Source organism: Aeromonas sp. Prich7-2 (assembly GCF_017939255.1).
In the GTDB taxonomy this organism is placed as follows: domain Bacteria; phylum Pseudomonadota; class Gammaproteobacteria; order Enterobacterales; family Aeromonadaceae; genus Aeromonas; species Aeromonas caviae.
On record NZ_JAGKRI010000088.1, the window covers coordinates 18,918 to 34,592 of the forward strand.

Genomic DNA, 15,675 nt, shown 5'->3' on the forward strand with positions numbered 1-15,675 from the left:
TGGCTGGAGTCATCTCATGAATCAAGTTCCATATCTGGAGTTTTGCGGCATCAGCAAGGAGTTTCCCGGCGTCAAGGCGCTGCAGAACGTCTCCTTCGCCTGCCAGCAGGGCACGGTACACGCGCTGATGGGAGAGAACGGGGCCGGCAAGTCCACCCTGCTCAAGATCCTGAGCGGTTTTCAGGCGCCCACCCGCGGGGTGGTGAAGCTGGCGAGTCAGGAGAAAGTGTTCCAAAACACGGTCGATGCCCTTGAGAGCGGGATTGCCATCATCTATCAGGAGCTGCACCTGGTCCCTGAAATGAGCGTGGCGGAGAACATCTACCTGGGGCAGTTGCCGACCCGGCGCGGCGTCATCGATCGGGAGAAGCTCTATCAGGATGCAGCCAGGCAGCTGGCACGCCTCGGGATGGATGTCTCCCCCGAGACGCCGCTCAAGTACCTGTCCCTGGGTCAGTGGCAGATGGTGGAGATCGCCAAGGCCCTGACCCGGGACGCCAGCGTCATCGCCTTCGACGAGCCGACCAGCAGCCTCTCGTCCCGCGAGATTGAGCAGCTGTTTCGGGTCATCCGCCAGTTGCGGGACGAGGGCAAGGTCATTCTCTACGTCTCCCACCGCATGGACGAGATCTTCGCCCTGTGCGATGCCATCACGGTGTTCAAGGATGGCCAGTTCGTGCGCACTTTCGCTTCCATGGCCGAGGTGGACCGGGATCTGCTGGTCAAGACCATGGTGGGGCGCGAGCTGACCGACATCTATGGCTACAGCCCAAGGCCGCTTGGCGAGGCGGGCCTCAAGGTGGAACACCTGATGGGACCCGGCCTCAAGGCGCCGGTGTCGCTCGAGGTGAAACGCGGGGAGATCCTCGGCATCTTCGGGCTGGTGGGGGCCGGGCGCAGCGAGCTGATGAAGCTTATCTTCGGCGCCGAGACACCTCGAGGGGGCGAGATATCGGTGTTTGGCAAACAGGTGGTCATTCAGAGCCCCATCGACGCCATTCGCAGCGGCATCATGCTCTGCACCGAAGACAGGAAGGCGCTCGGCATCATCCCCATCCATTCGGTGCAGGAGAACATCAACATCAGCGCCCGCCGCCACCACGCGTGGGGAGGCTTCTGGATCAACCAGAAGTGGGAGGACGAGAACGCGAGGCTGCGGATCCGCGACATGCGGGTCAAGACCCCGTCTCCCCAGCAGGCCATCATGAACCTCTCCGGCGGCAACCAGCAGAAGGCCATTCTGGGGCGCTGGCTGTCGGAAGACATGAAAGTGATCCTGCTCGACGAGCCGACCCGAGGCATTGACGTCGGGGCAAAGAACGAGATTTACAACGTGATTTACGATCTGGCCAAGGTGGGCATCGCCGTGGTGGTGGTCTCGAGCGAGCTGCCGGAGGTGCTGGGCATCGCGGACCGGATCCTGGTCATGCGGGAGGGGGAGATCGCCGGCGAGCTTTCCCACGACGAGGCCAACGAGGTCAAGGCGCTCAATCTGGCCATGCCGGCCCGTTGACCCGCTGACCGCAACGAGATAGCACCCGGAATTTTCAGGAGAAATACCATGACAACAACGACCTCGGTCGGCCAAGCCGCCAACGAAACCGCGGCGAGCGGTACCCGCCTGCAACTGACCCGCATCTGGGATCAGTACGGCATGCTGGTGATCTTCGCCATCCTGTTCCTGCTCGCCTGCGTGCTGGTCCCCAACTTCGCCAGCCTTATCAACATGCGGGGGCTCGGGCTTGCCGTCTCCATGTCGGGCATGGTGGCCTGTGGCATGCTGTTCTGCCTCGCCTCCGGCGAGTTCGACATGTCGGTGGGCTCCGTGGTGGCCTGTTCAGGGGTTGCCTGCGCGGTGGGCATCAACGCCACCGAGAGCATCCCCCTCGGCATTCTGGCCGGTCTCTCGGTGGGCCTTGTCTTTGGCCTCATCAACGGCATCGTCGTGGCCAAATTCAAGATCAACGCCCTCATCACCACCCTTGCCACCATGCAGATGGCGCGCGGGGTGGGCTACATCATCTCCGACGGCAAGGCGGTGGGCATCGTGGAGGAGGGCTTCTTCGAGCTTGGCAACTCCGCCCTGCTCGGCATCCCGACGCCCATCTGGCTGACGGCTGTCTGCTTCGTGCTGTTCGGGCTGCTGCTCAACAAGACCACCTTCGGGCGCAATACCCTGGCCATGGGGGGCAACGAGGAGGCGGCACGTCTGGCCGGGGTCAACGTGGTGCGCACCAAGATCATCATCTTCACCATGACCGGGCTCATCGCCTCGCTCGCCGGCATCATCCTCGCATCCCGCATGACCTCGGGTCAGCCCATGACCTCCATCGGCTTCGAGCTGGTGGTGATCTCCGCCTGCGTGCTGGGTGGGGTCTCCATGAAGGGGGGGATCGGCAAGATCTCCTACATCATCGCCGGGGTGCTGATCCTGGGGCTGATGGAGAACGCCATGAACCTGCTCAACATCTCCCCGTTTGCCCAGTACGTGGTGCGTGGCCTCATCCTGCTCGCCGCCGTGCTGTTCGACCGCTACAAGCAGGTGCGCAAAGCCCGTATCTGAGCGATGTCTTTCCTCGTCACCGGGCCGGCCTCGCGCCGGCCCGGTGTTTTCCCCGGCAAGCTGTGAGCCAGTTCAACAATTTCACAACGAACAGCTTGCGAACATAGGGGGTTCCTACGCCGGATCTCTACAATGGCCCATGTCGACTTTTTTACCGAAACCCTGTTTTCCGCCATGTCCTCGATGCAAAAAGAGAAGCCGAAACAACTCAATCCCCTGCTGCCTGGCTACGCCTTCGACGTCTTCCTGGTCTCGGGGATGACTCCCATCGAGCAGGGGAGCGCGCTGGATTTCACCATCGACAGGCCCCACGGCATGAAGGGGTTCATCGTCAATCTGACCATCAAGGGCAAGGGGCAGATCTTTCAGGGGGACAAGGCCTTCACCGTGGAACCCGGCGACCTGCTGCTCTTTCCACCAGCGGCGGTGCACCATTACGGCCGGGCGCCGGATGCCCGGGAGTGGTATCACCGCTGGGTCTATTTCCGGCCGCGGGCCTATTGGGCTGACTGGCTCAAATGGCCCCATGTGACGGAGCAGGTGGGGCGACTGCAACTGGCGGACAACCAGCTGCTCACCGAATTCGACGCCCTCTTCCTCGACATCGAGGAGACCCACAAGCAGCTGCGGCCCATGTCGGAGCAACTGGCCATGAACCTCTTGGAGCGGTTGCTCATCCGCTGCTACGAGGCATCGTCCCAGAATGCCTATCCCGCCATCGATCACCGGGTCCACGAGGCGTGCCAGATCCTGAGCGAGTCCCTCTCGGCCGAGATCTCGGTGGAAGCGCTGGCGGAGCAGGTGTTCTTGTCCCCCTCGCGCCTCGCGCACCTGTTTCGCGAGCAGGTGGGGGTGAGCATAGTGCGCTGGCGTGAGGATCAGCGCATCATGCGGGCCAAGCTGCTGCTGCAGACCACGCCGCTGTCGGTCGCCACCATAGGCCAGCAGGTGGGCTATGACGATCAGCTCTACTTCTCGCGGGTGTTCCGAAAGCGGGTAGGGGTCAGCCCCACCGAATACCGCAAGTGCGCCACCCCGCTGTGAGCAGAGCCCAGAGATGACAGAGCCCTCATGACGAGGGCCTTTGTTATCCATGAGGGGCGGATGCGCAATCAGCCCTGACGAGCCTTGAACCTGGGATTGCTCTTGCAGATGACGAACAGCTTGCCGCGTCGACGTACGATCTGGCAATCCGGGTGACGCGACTTGGCGGATTTCAGGGAGGCGAGGACTTTCATTGTTTCTCTTTTCCTTTGCTGAAGAACTGACCGAATCGCTGGCCGAAGCGAGCGACCTGACCTTCCTTGCCGACCTGCTTCTGCTTGCCGGTATAGAAGGGGTGGGACGCGCTGGAGACATCCAGCGTCACATAGGGGTAGGTGTTGCCATCTTCCCACTCTCTGGTGCGATCGGTGGCCAGCGTGGAGCCGATCAGAAAGTAGGTATTGCTGGCGAGATCGTGGAACAGAACCTTGCGGTATTCAGGGTGAATATGGGGGCGCATGATTGCCTCTTTTGTTATGTTATAACAAGACGTGAATAATGCGATGGATGAGAATTAATATCAACTGTTTTTTCCATGATGACAGCGATGGGGGAAAATCGGGGCCGTTCGGCTGCACATCGTCAGCAAGAAGGCATGGGCGGTGAGGGCCTATGTGCAGCCACCATCTTTACTTTTCAAAATTACTGTATAAAAATACAGTAAACTATCATGGAGACGTACCTTATGCGCCTGGAAATCATCATCGACAGAAAACACCAGATTCCCACCTCGACCATGGAGGCCTTGCGCCAGGAGCTGCTCAAGCAACTGGGTGAGCGCTTTCCCGATCTGCATGTGCGGGTGGCACCGGGTAGTGCCATGGCTCTGACGGTCAGTCGCGCCAGCAAGGAAGACAAGGAGCTGGCCGAAGCCATGGTGCAGGAGGTGTGGGAAAACGCCGATAGCTGGATGCCGGAAGAAGAGGCTCTGGAGGCCTGAAGATAAGCTCTCAGCGGCAAACATCGTCGTGATCCGCCAGGGCGCGAGGAGGAACCTCCAGCCGGATGATGATCCCTGTACCGGCTTTGCCGAACCGCTCTTCAAAACACGCAGCCTCGGGCTGCGTGTTGCGTTGATGGGGTAAGCGCATGACCATGAAGGCGAAAGGCGAAAGGCGAAAGGCGAAAGGCGAAAGGCGAAAGGCGAAAGGCGAAAGGCGAAAGGCGAAAGAGTAATGTTTCTGGCTGCGCTCAGAGTCCCGCCCAACGCTTGAGGCTGTCGACCTGCACCCGTTGGGTGGCCTGTGCGATGTCGCCATTGGCACGCAGTGCCTTGAGGGCGGTGGGGAGCGCCGCGCGTACCTCGTCCGCCGTCATGCCCGGTTGCAATGCCGGGTGGTAGGCAAGCCTGAGCAACACGTAATCGAGCCCGGTCAGAAAGCTGTCGATGCTGCTGTCATTGAAGATGGAAGGGAACACCTTGTCCGAGTCGTTGGGCAGCCCCATCACCTGGCTCAGCTCTTCCACCACGCAATCCAGAAAACGGCCCTTTGCCCGGCTGTAATCCACCGGAATGATGATGGTGGCACGGGTGATCTCGTAGCGAGCGTTGGTGGCGAAATTGGCCAGGCAGATCCCCTCCTTGAGGGCGATGCGCACCGACTCGTCCTGGCGCATGGTGCGCGCAGCCCAGCTCGCCATCTGTTTGTGCCGGGTCATGATGAGGGTGAGATTGGGGTTGTCGTTGACAATCTCGATGGGGTGACCGGTGATCCTGCTCAGGTGACGGGTCTGTACCTTGACGACCTCGGCCTGCAGCGGCTTGTCGCCGAATTCGTTGACGAGCTTGAGACGCACGGGGCCCGGCCAGCGGGAGAAGTGCTCCTGTTGTTCATGGCCATACTCCCGTTTCATGGCGATTTCCATGAAGCTCTGGACAAGGTAGTCATCACGCTGCCAGCGTTCGGTGGCCGACAGCGGCAGGGAGAAGAGCCAGAGCATCAGCCCCGGGAGCAACCAGTGCCCATGGCGAACGGGCTGGAGAGGTGTGTGCCATGGGCGCATCTTGCCTCCTTGCAAGGGGATCAGCGGGCGGTACGCTCGATATCACGCCAGGTGAGCCAGAGCCTGAGATCGAACTCCAGTTGATGATAGTCCGGTTCCATGTGCTGGCAGAGTTGGTAGAAAGCCTTGTTGTGATCCTTCTCCTTCAGGTGGGCCAGCTCATGCACCACTATCATCTTGAGAAAGGCGGGATGGGCCTCCTTGAACAGGGCGGCGATGCGGATCTCGTTCTTGGCCTTGAGCTTGCTGCCTTGCACCCGGCTGACATAGGTGTGCAGTCCCAGGGCATCCTTGATCACGTTGATCTTGCCGTCGAAGATCACCTTGGAAAGCGGCGCCGAGCTTTTCAGGTAGCGGTTCTTCAGCTCCATGGTATAGGCGAGCAGCGCCTTGTCGCTCTGGACGAGGTGGGTTTGCGGGTAGCGTTTGGCCAGCATCTCGCCGAGTTTGCCCGCCGCAATCAACTGCTGTACCTGAGCCTTGAGTGGCTCCGGATAGCCCCCCAGATAAGTCAGCTCCGCCATGATTCTTCCCTCTGCCGCAAAAAAGAGCGCCATTGTAGTCAGGATGGGGCCCCTTGAACATGGTCGGCCCCCCTCTTTATGACGACAACGAAAAGGGGCCATCACCAGGATGGCCCCTTCTGTGTGCCTGATTAGCGGCGCCGGTACAGGCCCGGGTCCACCTCTTCATACTGGGCTGCCAGATACTGGTAGAAGGCAAGGTGGGAGGGGGAGGTCGGAGTCTTGAGCTCCTGTGCCACCCGCTCCGGTTTGGCGATGATGAATTTGGGTTGTTGGCGCTGGATGTCAGCCAGCACCCGCTCGCGCACATCGTAGGGCGGGTTGACGTTGGCAAAGAACAGATAGGCGGAGGCCGGCTGGCGATCGGTCCAGAGGTAGTATTGCGGCTGGATGCCATCGACCCAGATCTTGTCGGTAGGCGCCGTCTCGGCCAGGATACGATCGACCCTGACCTGGGCGGGGGGATTGAACGGCCTACCCTTGAGATTGCCTTCCCAGGCGTTGTTGACCAGCAGTACCAGCATGGCCAGCGAGGCGAGCCAGGGGGTGGCGCTTCGCACGTCCCAGGCGCGCCAGAGCGGGACCAGAATGAGCACGGGCAAGGCCCACAGCAGGCTGTTGCCGAGCACCTCGCGCACCCGCTCCAGAGACCACTCCTTGGTGCTCCAGCCGTAACCGAGCTGCTGGGCCAGCAACCAGCTGGCGGTCAGCACCACCAGGGAGATGCAAAGTAGCCCCAGGGCATCGGATCGCTGCTCGCTTCTGTCCAGCAGGCAGGCGAGCGGCAGCAGGCCAAGCTGCAGATAGAGCACATCATAGTGATCGAACACATGGCCGGAGACCGAGTTGGCGATCAGGGTGAACAGCACCCCCAGCAGGGTGGCGCACAGCGCGGGGAGATACCACTCCTGGCGGCGCCCGAGCATCAGGACGAGGAAGGCGGGCAGCAGCATGATGAGGCCGGTGCGCAGCAGACCGACGGCGCCCACCTCAGGAGAGAAGCCGTTGCCGTAGCTCCCTTCGAAGAAGATGCCGAAGGCGTAGTATTTGAACTCGGCCAGCACGTCGTGGTGCTGGAAGTAGGCATAGAGCGGGCCGCCGACGAGGGCCAGTCCAAGCAGGCTGGAAAAGAGCAGGGCAAAGGCGCAGCGCCACTGCTCACGCAGGCACCAGTGACAGAAGAGCACCAGATACCAGGCACCCCAGAAGGCGCCGTTGTTGGTGCGCATCCAGGCCACGATGGCGAAGGTGAGTGCGGCGACCAGGGCCGGTCCCCAGCTGAATCGCTTGTCCAGCAGCATGGTGATGAAAGCCCACTGGGCGATGAGGGCCAGATGGAATGTCCAGTCCTCTGTCATGTTGCCGTAGTAGTAGCGAGTGCTGTAGAGCGCCAGCAGGGCCAGCATGCTGCCAAGTCGCGCCCGCACCGAGAGCCCGAGCTGCGAAAAAGCCTGCCAGCTCGCCATGAGGCCCAGCCAGCAGAGCACCCACTCCAGCAGCCAGATCCCGAAGAAGCCACCAAGGCCATAGCCCAGTGCATCGAGGGCGAAGATCATGGGACCCTTGATGTCGATCATGTCCCGATAGAGTACGCCCCCCTCGCTCCACATCTTGCCCATCACCGCAAACAGGGAGGCATCAAATCCCGGGGCCATGCCGTGGAACAGCGGATTGCGCAGACAGAACAGCAGAGCCATCAGTGCGGTGAGCAAGATGACCGACGGCCTGATCCCGGGATTGTGGCGGTGCGGGGTAAAGCGGATGGCGTGATTCATGGGTGACCTGTTCCTGCGGGAAAGACTGAAAAAGCGGGCTTATCTTGCCGAGCCGGGCTGCACGATGCAATGGAAGAAGTGTAGGCACCTGAAATAATTCGTAAAAGTATCGTTTTCACGCCTCTGGCTGCATTGGCAGGCCCCATCACAAGACAGGGCAGGCGCAGTCGGGCGTCACAGCCTGAGGTTGCATGGTAGGGGGCCTGCGCCTGGGAGCGGACCAGGATTCCCCTATGCGGCGAAAAGGCGGCACCGACCCGGGATGGGCCGGTACCAGATTCACTGGCCGTGATACTCCACCAGGGCCGGCAGGGTGCTGAGCTCCGGCAGGTGGCGTGCCCAGCGCAGGAAGGCATCCGCCAGGGTGATGCCGAGCTCCTGATTGTGCTGGGTCAGGGTGCGGGCAAGGGCCGTGTAGCCCTCCTTGCCGGAGGCGGTATAGGCACTGGAGACCCCGCGATAGATGGCATCCGGCTCGACGTGCAGCCACTGACCCGGGCTGGCTTCCCATTCCAGGCGAGTGATCCTCTCCCCTTTGGGCCTGTCGGCCTGATAGCAGAAGCGCACCCCGGCGGTGTAGGGGAAGCTGCCGCTGCCATTGCCCGTCACCCCGTTGTTGGTGGCGTTGTCGATGGCCCCCTCCAGTGCCTCGGCCAGTTCATGGCCGTGCACCCGGTAGAGGGTAAGGGGAATGGCAAAGGGCAGCAGGCGTCCGGCAACGTCTGCTTCGGTCAGGGGGCCGGGCTCGAGGGAGCAGCGCACGCCCCCGGCATTGTGCAGGGCAAAGTCCACCTGACCCACCTGTTCGCGGGCACTGGCCAGCATGGCGCTCGCCACCAGGGGGGCGACCTGGCTGCCGGCGGGCAGGGTGGCATCGGGCAGCCGCTGATGGTGCAGTGGCCCGGCGAGGCGGGTCACGATGCGGCGGGTCATGGTCTCGAGCTCGGGGCGATAACGCCGGGTCAGATGCAGCTCGAGCTCGGGGGCCGGTTCGCAGAAGTGCAGCCCCGCAGGAGGCGGGGAAGCAAAGGGCCAGGGATCCCAGGGTAACCACTCCAGCTGGCCGCGGCTTTGGCACACGCGTCCCTGCTCGTCGAAGGTGAGTTCGCACACCCCGAGACAGAGGGCGCTGTGGGCGGCGTGCAGGATGGCCACCCCGTTCACCATGAGGGGATAGCTGCCTTCGCTGTCGAGCCCGAGCGGCGCCAGATCCCCCAGCAGGCTGTGGGTGTGCCCGCCGACGATGAGGCTGAGCTCGGGGAAGCGGGTCGCCAGTCGCTTGTCCTGCGCCAGACCCAGGTGGCTGAGCAGGATGATGTGCTGGATGCCGGCGGCCTTGATCTCTTCGAGGGCGGCGCTGAGGGTATCTTCGATACCGTGGAAACGGGTGTGGGGATCGGGGCTCGCGATGGCGGCCATCTGCGGCAGCGTGATGCCGAGCAGGGCGAAGGGCACGTCGTCGATGACGCGCTTGTGCCAGGGGCGGCTCGCGTCAAACAGCTGCGGCAGCCCCTGCAGCCGCAGCGGGGCATCGGCGGGCTCCTGACGGTTGTCGATGTTGGCGGCGAGCACCGGGAAATCGAGCTGGCGCAAAAACTCCACCAGCGGCCCGTTGCCCAGATCGAATTCGTGGTTGCCGATCACCATGGCATCCGGTCGCAAGAGGGCCAGCAGGTCCGCATTGGCCCGCCCTTTGAAACGGTTGAAGTAAAGTGACCCCTGGAAGGTATCGCCGCCATGCAGCAGCAGGCAGGTCTGGCCGGCTGCCTCGGCCTGTTGGCGCAGGGTGGTGAGCCGGGTCAGGATGCGGCCATAGCCGCCGCACTGGGTGCGCCATTCGGACTCGCCATCGGGGGAGAAGCGCATGGGGGCGCCATCGAAATGGGAGTGGCAGTCGCTGAAGTGGGCAAGTTGAACCGTCATACTCAAGGCTCGGTCCTCCTTAGGAAAAAAGAGCACCGAGTCTACTGCATGGGGTGGGGGGATACCAGCCCGGCGGCAGCCGGGCCGGTAAAGAGTCAGGCGGGAACCATGATCTGGGTGGCGAGGATCACTACCAGCAGGCCGACGGCCACCGGCAGCGAGGTACGTTTGACCACCTCGAACGGAGAGAGATTGCCCATCCCCGCACAGGCGACCACCACCCCGGAGACCGGCGAGATGGTGCGGCCGAGGTTGGATGCCTGCAGCATGGGGATCACCAGATAGGCCGGGTTGACGCCGAGGCTGGTGGCCAAATGGGGGATGAGCTCCACGAAGGCGTAGAAGGGGGCGTTGCCGGAACCCGTGGTGAAGGCCGCCAGGGTGGTGATGACCACCAGCACCAGCATGATGACGATGCCGCCGGTACCGAAGCTCTGAGCCAGATCCAGGAGGTTGGCGATGAAACCGAGTCCCATCAGACCCTGGGCAAAGACCCCGGCACCCACCAGCAGCATCACCACGCCGGCGAAAGCGTCGGCCATGTTGCGCCAGCACACCTGCAGTCCGTCCAGCAGCTCGCGGCCGTTGCGCTTGCGCACCAGCTCCAGCAGGGCGGCCAGCACCAGGCAGATGACGATGATGGTGACGATATCGAGCTTGGGCCCCAGTTTGCCGTCAAACAGCAGCACACCGATGATGGGGGTGAAGGGCAGGATGGCGTAGAAGCCGGGGGCGTCGGTGACGAGATCGCTCGGGGCGACCGCGGCGTTGTGCTCCCCGGCCTTCTGATCCAGATAACGCTGCCAGAAGAAGTGGGTCACCGCCATGGCGGCGATGGCCACCAGGGAAATGGGCAGGGTCAGCTTGAAGGCAAACTCGATGAGCTCCATGTTCGCGGCCTGGGCGGCCATCACCACGTCCCCCGAGGTGGGGGAGAGGATGATGGCGGCCGGCGAGGCGCACACCGCCGCCGCCGCGCCACGGGAGATCCCCATGTTGACCATCAGCGGGAAGAGGGTGGCCATCAGCAGAACCCCGAGGCCGGTTGCGGAGCTCACCGCCAACGACATGGCGCAGGCGACCAGATAGGCGGCCACCAGCAGGATGTAGGGGGACTTGATGACACCGAGGGGTTTGCTCGCGAGCTTCACCAGTATGGTGTTGGCGCCGATGTGGCTCATGTAGCCGGCAAAGCCGCACAGCACCATGATGAGCATGCCGAGGCCACCCCCCCTGTCGACCAGCAGGAAGCGCACGTATTCGAAGATGTCGGTGGCCATGTGGCCGGTGGAGGGGACGCTCGCCGGCAGCACCGCCTTGCCCATCAGGGCGGTGATCGCCAGCAGCAGCAGGCCGCCGCTGAGCAGTACCCCGGTGGCGGAGTAGCCCTTGAAGATGTAGCGACCCACGGCCAGGGTGACCAGGGTGCCGATCAGGAGTTCTATCATAAAACCTTCCCAAGAGTTGAAATGAGGGGGTGGCCTGCCAGGGCTCACCAGAGGGTTGCGCTGGACTATCCGGCATCGGCCAACAAAAACACTGCGGATATTACCCACTAAGGAGTATTTCACCATCCATTCGATGGCAGCTTGTGATCTCGACTGCAAATCCCCGCCTGAGCCGGGGTGATGACTCGCACGTTTGCAGCAACCGGGTGCCAAGAGCGGATGACAGGGGGCTGGATCAGGGGTAATCTCCCAATCGGGTTATTAATTCATTGATTATTAATTGAAATTAAGCCGGGACTCACAAGGAGCAAAGCCGCGGACAGATGGGACTCTTCAGCAAGACAGGGGTGACGGTGGCCCTCATTTATGCCGCCTCAATCGGTGCTGTACCTTCCCACTATGCCGGTGTGAAGGTCGCCCCCGATATCAAGGTCGACTTCCAGTTCTATCGGGTCTCCGGGGCCGATGTGGGGGCCGTGATGCGCCAGATCACCGCCTTGTCCCCCACCCAGGCGGACGGGCACATCGGGAAGGCCAGCTATCAGCTCTCCTGGCAGTTGCAGACGAAGGCGACGGCGACACGCTGCGAGCTGGAGCAGGCCAGCGTTCGTGCCCGCATCCAGATCAGGGTGCCCAACTGGATGGACAAGGCCCGTGCGCCCGCGAAGGAGCGCCAGAAGTGGGACAAGCTGGTGGCCGCCATGTTTGACTACGAGAGCCGTCACAAGGATATTCTGCTGGAGAGCGTGAGCCAGCTTGGCACGCGCCTCGCCCAGTTGCCGGTGACCCGGGATTGCCCAACCCTGGAGCATCAGGGCTGGCAGGCAGGGCAGGCGGTGCTGGAGGCAACCCGGGCGCGGTTCGACACCCTGGCCAGCCAGACCGATCAGGGGCGCAAGCTGGGGGTCGTCTGGCCCAGGGCTGGCTGATAACACGTGTACAGGCCCATGGCCACTCATGGGAAACATAAAAAAACGGGCTGATTGAGCCCGTTTTTTTGTTGGTGCGCCAATAGCGTGGAGGCCGGCAGCCCCGGCTCCTGGGTGGCTAGTCGCGCAGTGGCTTGCCCCTGCGCAGCCTTCGCACCCAGTAGCGGGCGGGGTGGAGCGCCTCCAGCAGATCGGCGGCCAGCGGCAGGGGATCGCCGCAGATCTCGCTGGCCAGCAGCTCGCCGCACAGGGGCGCCGAGCACAGACCCCGGGAGCCGAGCGCCCCCAGCACGTAGAGGCCGGCGTGCAGGGGCAGCGCGCTCTGCTGATCCGCGGGGGCGTTGACGTCATGATCCGCCAGCGCCGCCAACCGGGCGACGGGCCCGGCGACCGGCAGGTGATCCCGGCTGGCGCAGCGCACCCCGACACGGGCCTGAGCGCCGCTCACATCCACCTCGGCAGGCCAGCGCTGCTGGGGCACACAGGCTTGCAGCCGCGCCTTGTTCTGCTCCTGCTCGTCGGCGCGGTAAGCTAGATCGGTCTGGTTGCGGCCATAGCTGGCCCCGATGCAGTGCGCGCCGTTGTGGGCCGGGGTGAGGTAGCCATCGTAGCAGAGCACGCTCTTGAGCTGGCTCAAGCCAGCCGTGGTCGGCACATGGCTCACCTGACCGCGCACGGGATAGAGCGGCAACTCCGCGAAGGGAAGCAGGGCGGGCAGCTTGTGCCCGGCCGCCACCACCAGATTGGGGGCGTGCCACTGGCGGCCATCCCGGCTCTCCAGGTGCCAGCCATCGGCCTCTTCGGCAATACGCGTTACAGTGGCATTGAACACCACTTCCAGCCGCCCGCTGGCCTGCGCCTCCCTGATGGCGGCGCGGGTGAGATCCGCCGGACAGAACCAGCCCCCCAGGGGATAGCTCACACCATCCGCATCGCAGGGCAGGCCGACCACCTGCTCAACCTCCGCTGCCGAGAGTGGGTGCATCAGCTCAGGGGGGAAGGGGCCCTGGCTCATCTTGGCAAGCTTGGCGGCGGATTTGTCGTCGTAGCCGAGTTGGGTGACGCCACACAGGGAGAAGGCGACGGGGTGGTGCTTTGCCAGGGCCAGCAGCCGATTTCTGGCAAAGCCAAAGGCCAGCGAATAGAAGCGCGACAGGGCATCGTGCTCACCGTTGAGCAGGGGATAGAGCGCCCCCTGCCGATTGCCGGAAGCGCCGCTGGCCGGCTCGCCGTCTTCGCACAGCAAGGTGACGTGCCGACCCCGCTCCACCAGAGAGAGCGCCGTCATGGCGGAAGCGATGCCGCCACCAATGATGAGCACCTCTCCCTCCCGCCCTGTGGGGCGGGCATACCAGGGGGCGATGCTCTGCTGCGGCACTTTGCCTTCCCGAACACCCGCCAGCATCTCCCGCTTGCTGCCGTGGCCCTTTACCTTCTTCATGGTAAAGCCGGCGGCAATCAGCCCCCGTCGCACGAAACCGGCGCAGGTAAAGGTCGAGAGGGTGGCATCGGGGCGGGCGAGGCGAGCGAGATCGTCGAAGAGATCCTGGGTCCACATCTCTGGGTTCTTGGCAGGGGAGAAACCGTCCAGATACCAAGCGTCCACCAGACCAGTTGCCGGATGGGGCACCTGAGGCAGCATCTCCTTGATGTCGCCAAACCAGAGATCGAGGCGGATGCGGCCATCGGCAAAGAGCAGGCGATGGCAGCCGGAGACCGGCAACGGCCACTGGTCGATGAGAGGCTGGCTCAAGGGGGCGAGCTCGGGCCAGGCGGCCAGGGCCTTGCGCAGATCGGCCTGGGTAAGGGGGTATTTCTCGACGCTGATGAAGTGCAGCCGGGATCCGTTGCCGGACAGGGGGGCCTGTTCCAGAAAGACGGCCATTGTGGCCAGAAAGTTAAGTCCTGTACCGAAACCTGTTTCACCAATCACGAAACTGTCACTATCGTGGTGCGAAAATCGCTCTGGCAGTCGATTTTGCTGCAAAAAGACGTAGCGGGTTTCACTTAGACCGTTATCATTGGAAAAGTACACATCCCCGAACTCACTGGAGACTGGAGTTCCCGCTTCGTTCCAGTCCAATCGGGCATGATGTAAGGATGTTTGACTCACGTTTTCCTCGGCTCGCGTCACAAAATCGCGGGCATTCTACGTGAAAGCAGACCAGTTTGGCAGCCGAAAGCGGGTAGACTCGGTGCCAGTTTTTCCAGACGAGATGAATTAATGAGAAGAGCAGTGATCACCGGTATCGGCGTCATCTCCAGTATCGGCAACAACAAGGAAGAGGTGCTGGCCTCCCTGAAAGCAGGTAAATCCGGCATCACCTATTCCGAGCAGTTCGAGCAGTACAACCTGCGCAGCCGTGTCTGGGGTAACATCAAACTCGATCCGTCTGAACTGATCGACCGTAAAGTCATGCGTTTCATGGGTGACGCCGCGGCCTACGCCTACCTCTCCATGCAGCAGGCCATCGAAGATGCCGGCCTGCCGGAAGAGATGGTCTCCAACGAGCGTACCGGCATCGTGACCGGTTCCGGCGGCGCCTCCGGCAAGAACACCTCCGAATCTGCCGATATCGCCCGTGAAAAGGGCGTCAAGCGGGTGGGTCCCTACATGGTGCCACGTACCATGTCTTCCACCACCTCCGCCTGTCTTGCCACCCCGTTCAAGATAAAAGGTGTCAACTACACCATCAGCTCCGCCTGTGCGACCTCTGCCCACTGCATCGGTCATGCCTTGGAACTGATCCAGCTTGGCAAGCAGGACATCATCTTTGCCGGTGGCGGCGAGGAGCTGGACTGGTCTTCCACCATCCAGTTCGACGCCATGGGCGCGCTCTCCACCAAGTACAACGACAACCCGGAAAAAGCGTCCCGCACCTATGATGCGGACCGCGACGGCTTCGTCATCTCCGGTGGCGGCGGCATCCTGGTGGTCGAGGAGCTGGAACACGCCCTGGCCCGTGGTGCCCACATCTACGCCGAAATCACCGGTTACGGTGCGACCTCCGACGGCTACGACATGGTGGCCCCGAGTGGTGAAGGCGCCGTGCGTTGCATGAAGATGGCGATGCAGGGTGTCGGCAAGGTGGACTACATCAACACTCACGGTACCTCTACTCCGGTTGGTGACACCAAGGAGCTGGAAGCCATTCAGACCCTGTTTGGCAGCAATGCCCCCAAGCTCTCCGCCACCAAGGCGATGACCGGCCATGCCCTGGGCGCCGCCGGCGTGCACGAGGCCGTCTACTCCCTGCTGATGATGGAACACGGCTTCATCGCCCCCAGCATCAACATCGAGAATCTGGACGAGAAGGCCGTGGGCCTGCCCATCGTGCGTGAATTCGAAGCGGCCGACCTCAATACCGTCATGTCCAACAGCTTCGGCTTTGGCGGTACCAACGCCTCTCTGGTGTTCAGCAAGTTCAAGGCTTGATCTCCCCGTCGGGAGCACAACGCGGAATA

General features: G+C 62.6%; 14 protein-coding genes. 6 read left to right on the forward strand and 8 right to left on the reverse strand.

Features of this window, described 5'->3' with window-relative positions:
* Positions 1-16: 16 nt before the first annotated feature.
* The 3 genes from araG (at position 17) to araC (ending at position 3,607) form a co-directional block, all read left to right on the forward strand.
* Positions 17-1,513 (forward strand): L-arabinose ABC transporter ATP-binding protein AraG, encoded by a 1,497-nt coding sequence (gene araG, locus J9892_RS14650; protein ID WP_210538544.1) that lies wholly within the window; start codon positions 17-19, stop codon positions 1,511-1,513.
* A 48-nt stretch (positions 1,514-1,561) separates the two neighbouring features.
* Positions 1,562-2,563: an L-arabinose ABC transporter permease AraH gene (gene araH, locus J9892_RS14655; RefSeq protein ID WP_201956144.1), complete on the forward strand. Its 1,002-nt coding sequence runs from the start codon at positions 1,562-1,564 to the stop codon at positions 2,561-2,563.
* 132 nt (positions 2,564-2,695) lie between these two features.
* Positions 2,696-3,607 carry an arabinose operon transcriptional regulator AraC gene (gene araC, locus J9892_RS14660; RefSeq protein ID WP_201956147.1) on the forward strand — a complete coding sequence of 304 codons (912 nt, stop codon included), beginning with the start codon at positions 2,696-2,698 and terminating at the stop codon, positions 3,605-3,607.
* A 68-nt stretch (positions 3,608-3,675) separates the two neighbouring features.
* Here araC and ykgO read toward each other — a convergent pair whose 3' ends face one another.
* Entirely contained in the window at positions 3,676-3,801 is a 126-nt protein-coding gene (gene ykgO, locus J9892_RS14665) for a type B 50S ribosomal protein L36 (protein WP_010674479.1), read from the reverse strand.
* Positions 3,798-4,067 carry a type B 50S ribosomal protein L31 gene (locus J9892_RS14670; RefSeq protein WP_039040091.1) on the reverse strand — a complete coding sequence of 90 codons (270 nt, stop codon included), beginning with the start codon at positions 4,065-4,067 and terminating at the stop codon, positions 3,798-3,800. Before J9892_RS14670 ends, ykgO begins: the two co-directional genes overlap by 4 nt.
* A 225-nt stretch (positions 4,068-4,292) precedes the next feature.
* On the opposite strand from J9892_RS14670, the gene J9892_RS14675 reads away from it, so the two are divergent.
* Entirely contained in the window at positions 4,293-4,547 is a 255-nt protein-coding gene (locus J9892_RS14675) for a DinI family protein (RefSeq protein WP_010674481.1), read from the forward strand.
* A 251-nt stretch (positions 4,548-4,798) separates the two neighbouring features.
* Here J9892_RS14675 and J9892_RS14680 read toward each other — a convergent pair whose 3' ends face one another.
* The 5 genes from J9892_RS14680 to dcuC form a co-directional block, all read right to left on the reverse strand.
* Complete coding sequence (locus tag J9892_RS14680; protein ID WP_052258834.1) at positions 4,799-5,611, reverse strand: DUF2927 domain-containing protein; 813 nt, start codon at positions 5,609-5,611, stop codon at positions 4,799-4,801.
* Positions 5,612-5,631: 20 nt separating this feature from the next.
* Positions 5,632-6,135, reverse strand: coding sequence for a M48 family metallopeptidase (locus J9892_RS14685; RefSeq protein WP_010674483.1), 504 nt, complete (start codon positions 6,133-6,135; stop codon positions 5,632-5,634).
* 131 nt (positions 6,136-6,266) lie between these two features.
* The gene (locus J9892_RS14690) at positions 6,267-7,910 is read right to left on the reverse strand and encodes a hypothetical protein (protein ID WP_104452872.1); all 1,644 of its coding nucleotides are present in this window, start codon (positions 7,908-7,910) and stop codon (positions 6,267-6,269) included.
* 279 nt (positions 7,911-8,189) lie between these two features.
* Positions 8,190-9,839: a bifunctional UDP-sugar hydrolase/5'-nucleotidase gene (locus J9892_RS14695; protein WP_210538545.1), complete on the reverse strand. Its 1,650-nt coding sequence runs from the start codon at positions 9,837-9,839 to the stop codon at positions 8,190-8,192.
* Between the two features lie 89 nt (positions 9,840-9,928).
* Positions 9,929-11,281: an anaerobic C4-dicarboxylate transporter DcuC gene (dcuC, locus tag J9892_RS14700; RefSeq protein WP_010674486.1), complete on the reverse strand. Its 1,353-nt coding sequence runs from the start codon at positions 11,279-11,281 to the stop codon at positions 9,929-9,931.
* Positions 11,282-11,604: 323 nt separating this feature from the next.
* Between dcuC and J9892_RS14705 the strand changes: the two genes are divergently transcribed.
* A complete protein-coding gene (locus J9892_RS14705; protein ID WP_200163737.1) occupies positions 11,605-12,210 on the forward strand; it encodes a DUF922 domain-containing protein in 606 nt (201 codons plus the stop codon).
* A gap of 118 nt (positions 12,211-12,328) precedes the next feature.
* Here J9892_RS14705 and mnmC read toward each other — a convergent pair whose 3' ends face one another.
* Positions 12,329-14,344, reverse strand: coding sequence for a bifunctional tRNA (5-methylaminomethyl-2-thiouridine)(34)-methyltransferase MnmD/FAD-dependent 5-carboxymethylaminomethyl-2-thiouridine(34) oxidoreductase MnmC (gene mnmC / locus J9892_RS14710; protein WP_200163738.1), 2,016 nt, complete (start codon positions 14,342-14,344; stop codon positions 12,329-12,331).
* 90 nt (positions 14,345-14,434) lie between these two features.
* On the opposite strand from mnmC, the gene fabB reads away from it, so the two are divergent.
* On the forward strand, positions 14,435-15,646 hold the full coding sequence (fabB, locus tag J9892_RS14715; protein WP_200163739.1) for a beta-ketoacyl-ACP synthase I: 1,212 nt from the start codon (positions 14,435-14,437) through the stop codon (positions 15,644-15,646).
* Positions 15,647-15,675 lie beyond the last annotated feature (29 nt).

Coding starts and splice junctions, on each gene's coding strand:
- araG (WP_210538544.1), top strand. CDS start 17: ATGAATCAAGTTCCATATCTGGAGTTTTGCGGCATCAGCAAGGAGTTT.
- araH (WP_201956144.1), top strand. CDS start 1,562: ATGACAACAACGACCTCGGTCGGCCAAGCCGCCAACGAAACCGCGGCG.
- araC (WP_201956147.1), top strand. CDS start 2,696: ATGGCCCATGTCGACTTTTTTACCGAAACCCTGTTTTCCGCCATGTCC.
- ykgO (WP_010674479.1), bottom strand. CDS start 3,801: ATGAAAGTCCTCGCCTCCCTGAAATCCGCCAAGTCGCGTCACCCGGAT.
- J9892_RS14670 (WP_039040091.1), bottom strand. CDS start 4,067: ATGCGCCCCCATATTCACCCTGAATACCGCAAGGTTCTGTTCCACGAT.
- J9892_RS14675 (WP_010674481.1), top strand. CDS start 4,293: ATGCGCCTGGAAATCATCATCGACAGAAAACACCAGATTCCCACCTCG.
- J9892_RS14680 (WP_052258834.1), bottom strand. CDS start 5,611: ATGCGCCCATGGCACACACCTCTCCAGCCCGTTCGCCATGGGCACTGG.
- J9892_RS14685 (WP_010674483.1), bottom strand. CDS start 6,135: ATGGCGGAGCTGACTTATCTGGGGGGCTATCCGGAGCCACTCAAGGCT.
- J9892_RS14690 (WP_104452872.1), bottom strand. CDS start 7,910: ATGAATCACGCCATCCGCTTTACCCCGCACCGCCACAATCCCGGGATC.
- dcuC (WP_010674486.1), bottom strand. CDS start 11,281: ATGATAGAACTCCTGATCGGCACCCTGGTCACCCTGGCCGTGGGTCGC.
- J9892_RS14705 (WP_200163737.1), top strand. CDS start 11,605: ATGGGACTCTTCAGCAAGACAGGGGTGACGGTGGCCCTCATTTATGCC.
- fabB (WP_200163739.1), top strand. CDS start 14,435: ATGAGAAGAGCAGTGATCACCGGTATCGGCGTCATCTCCAGTATCGGC.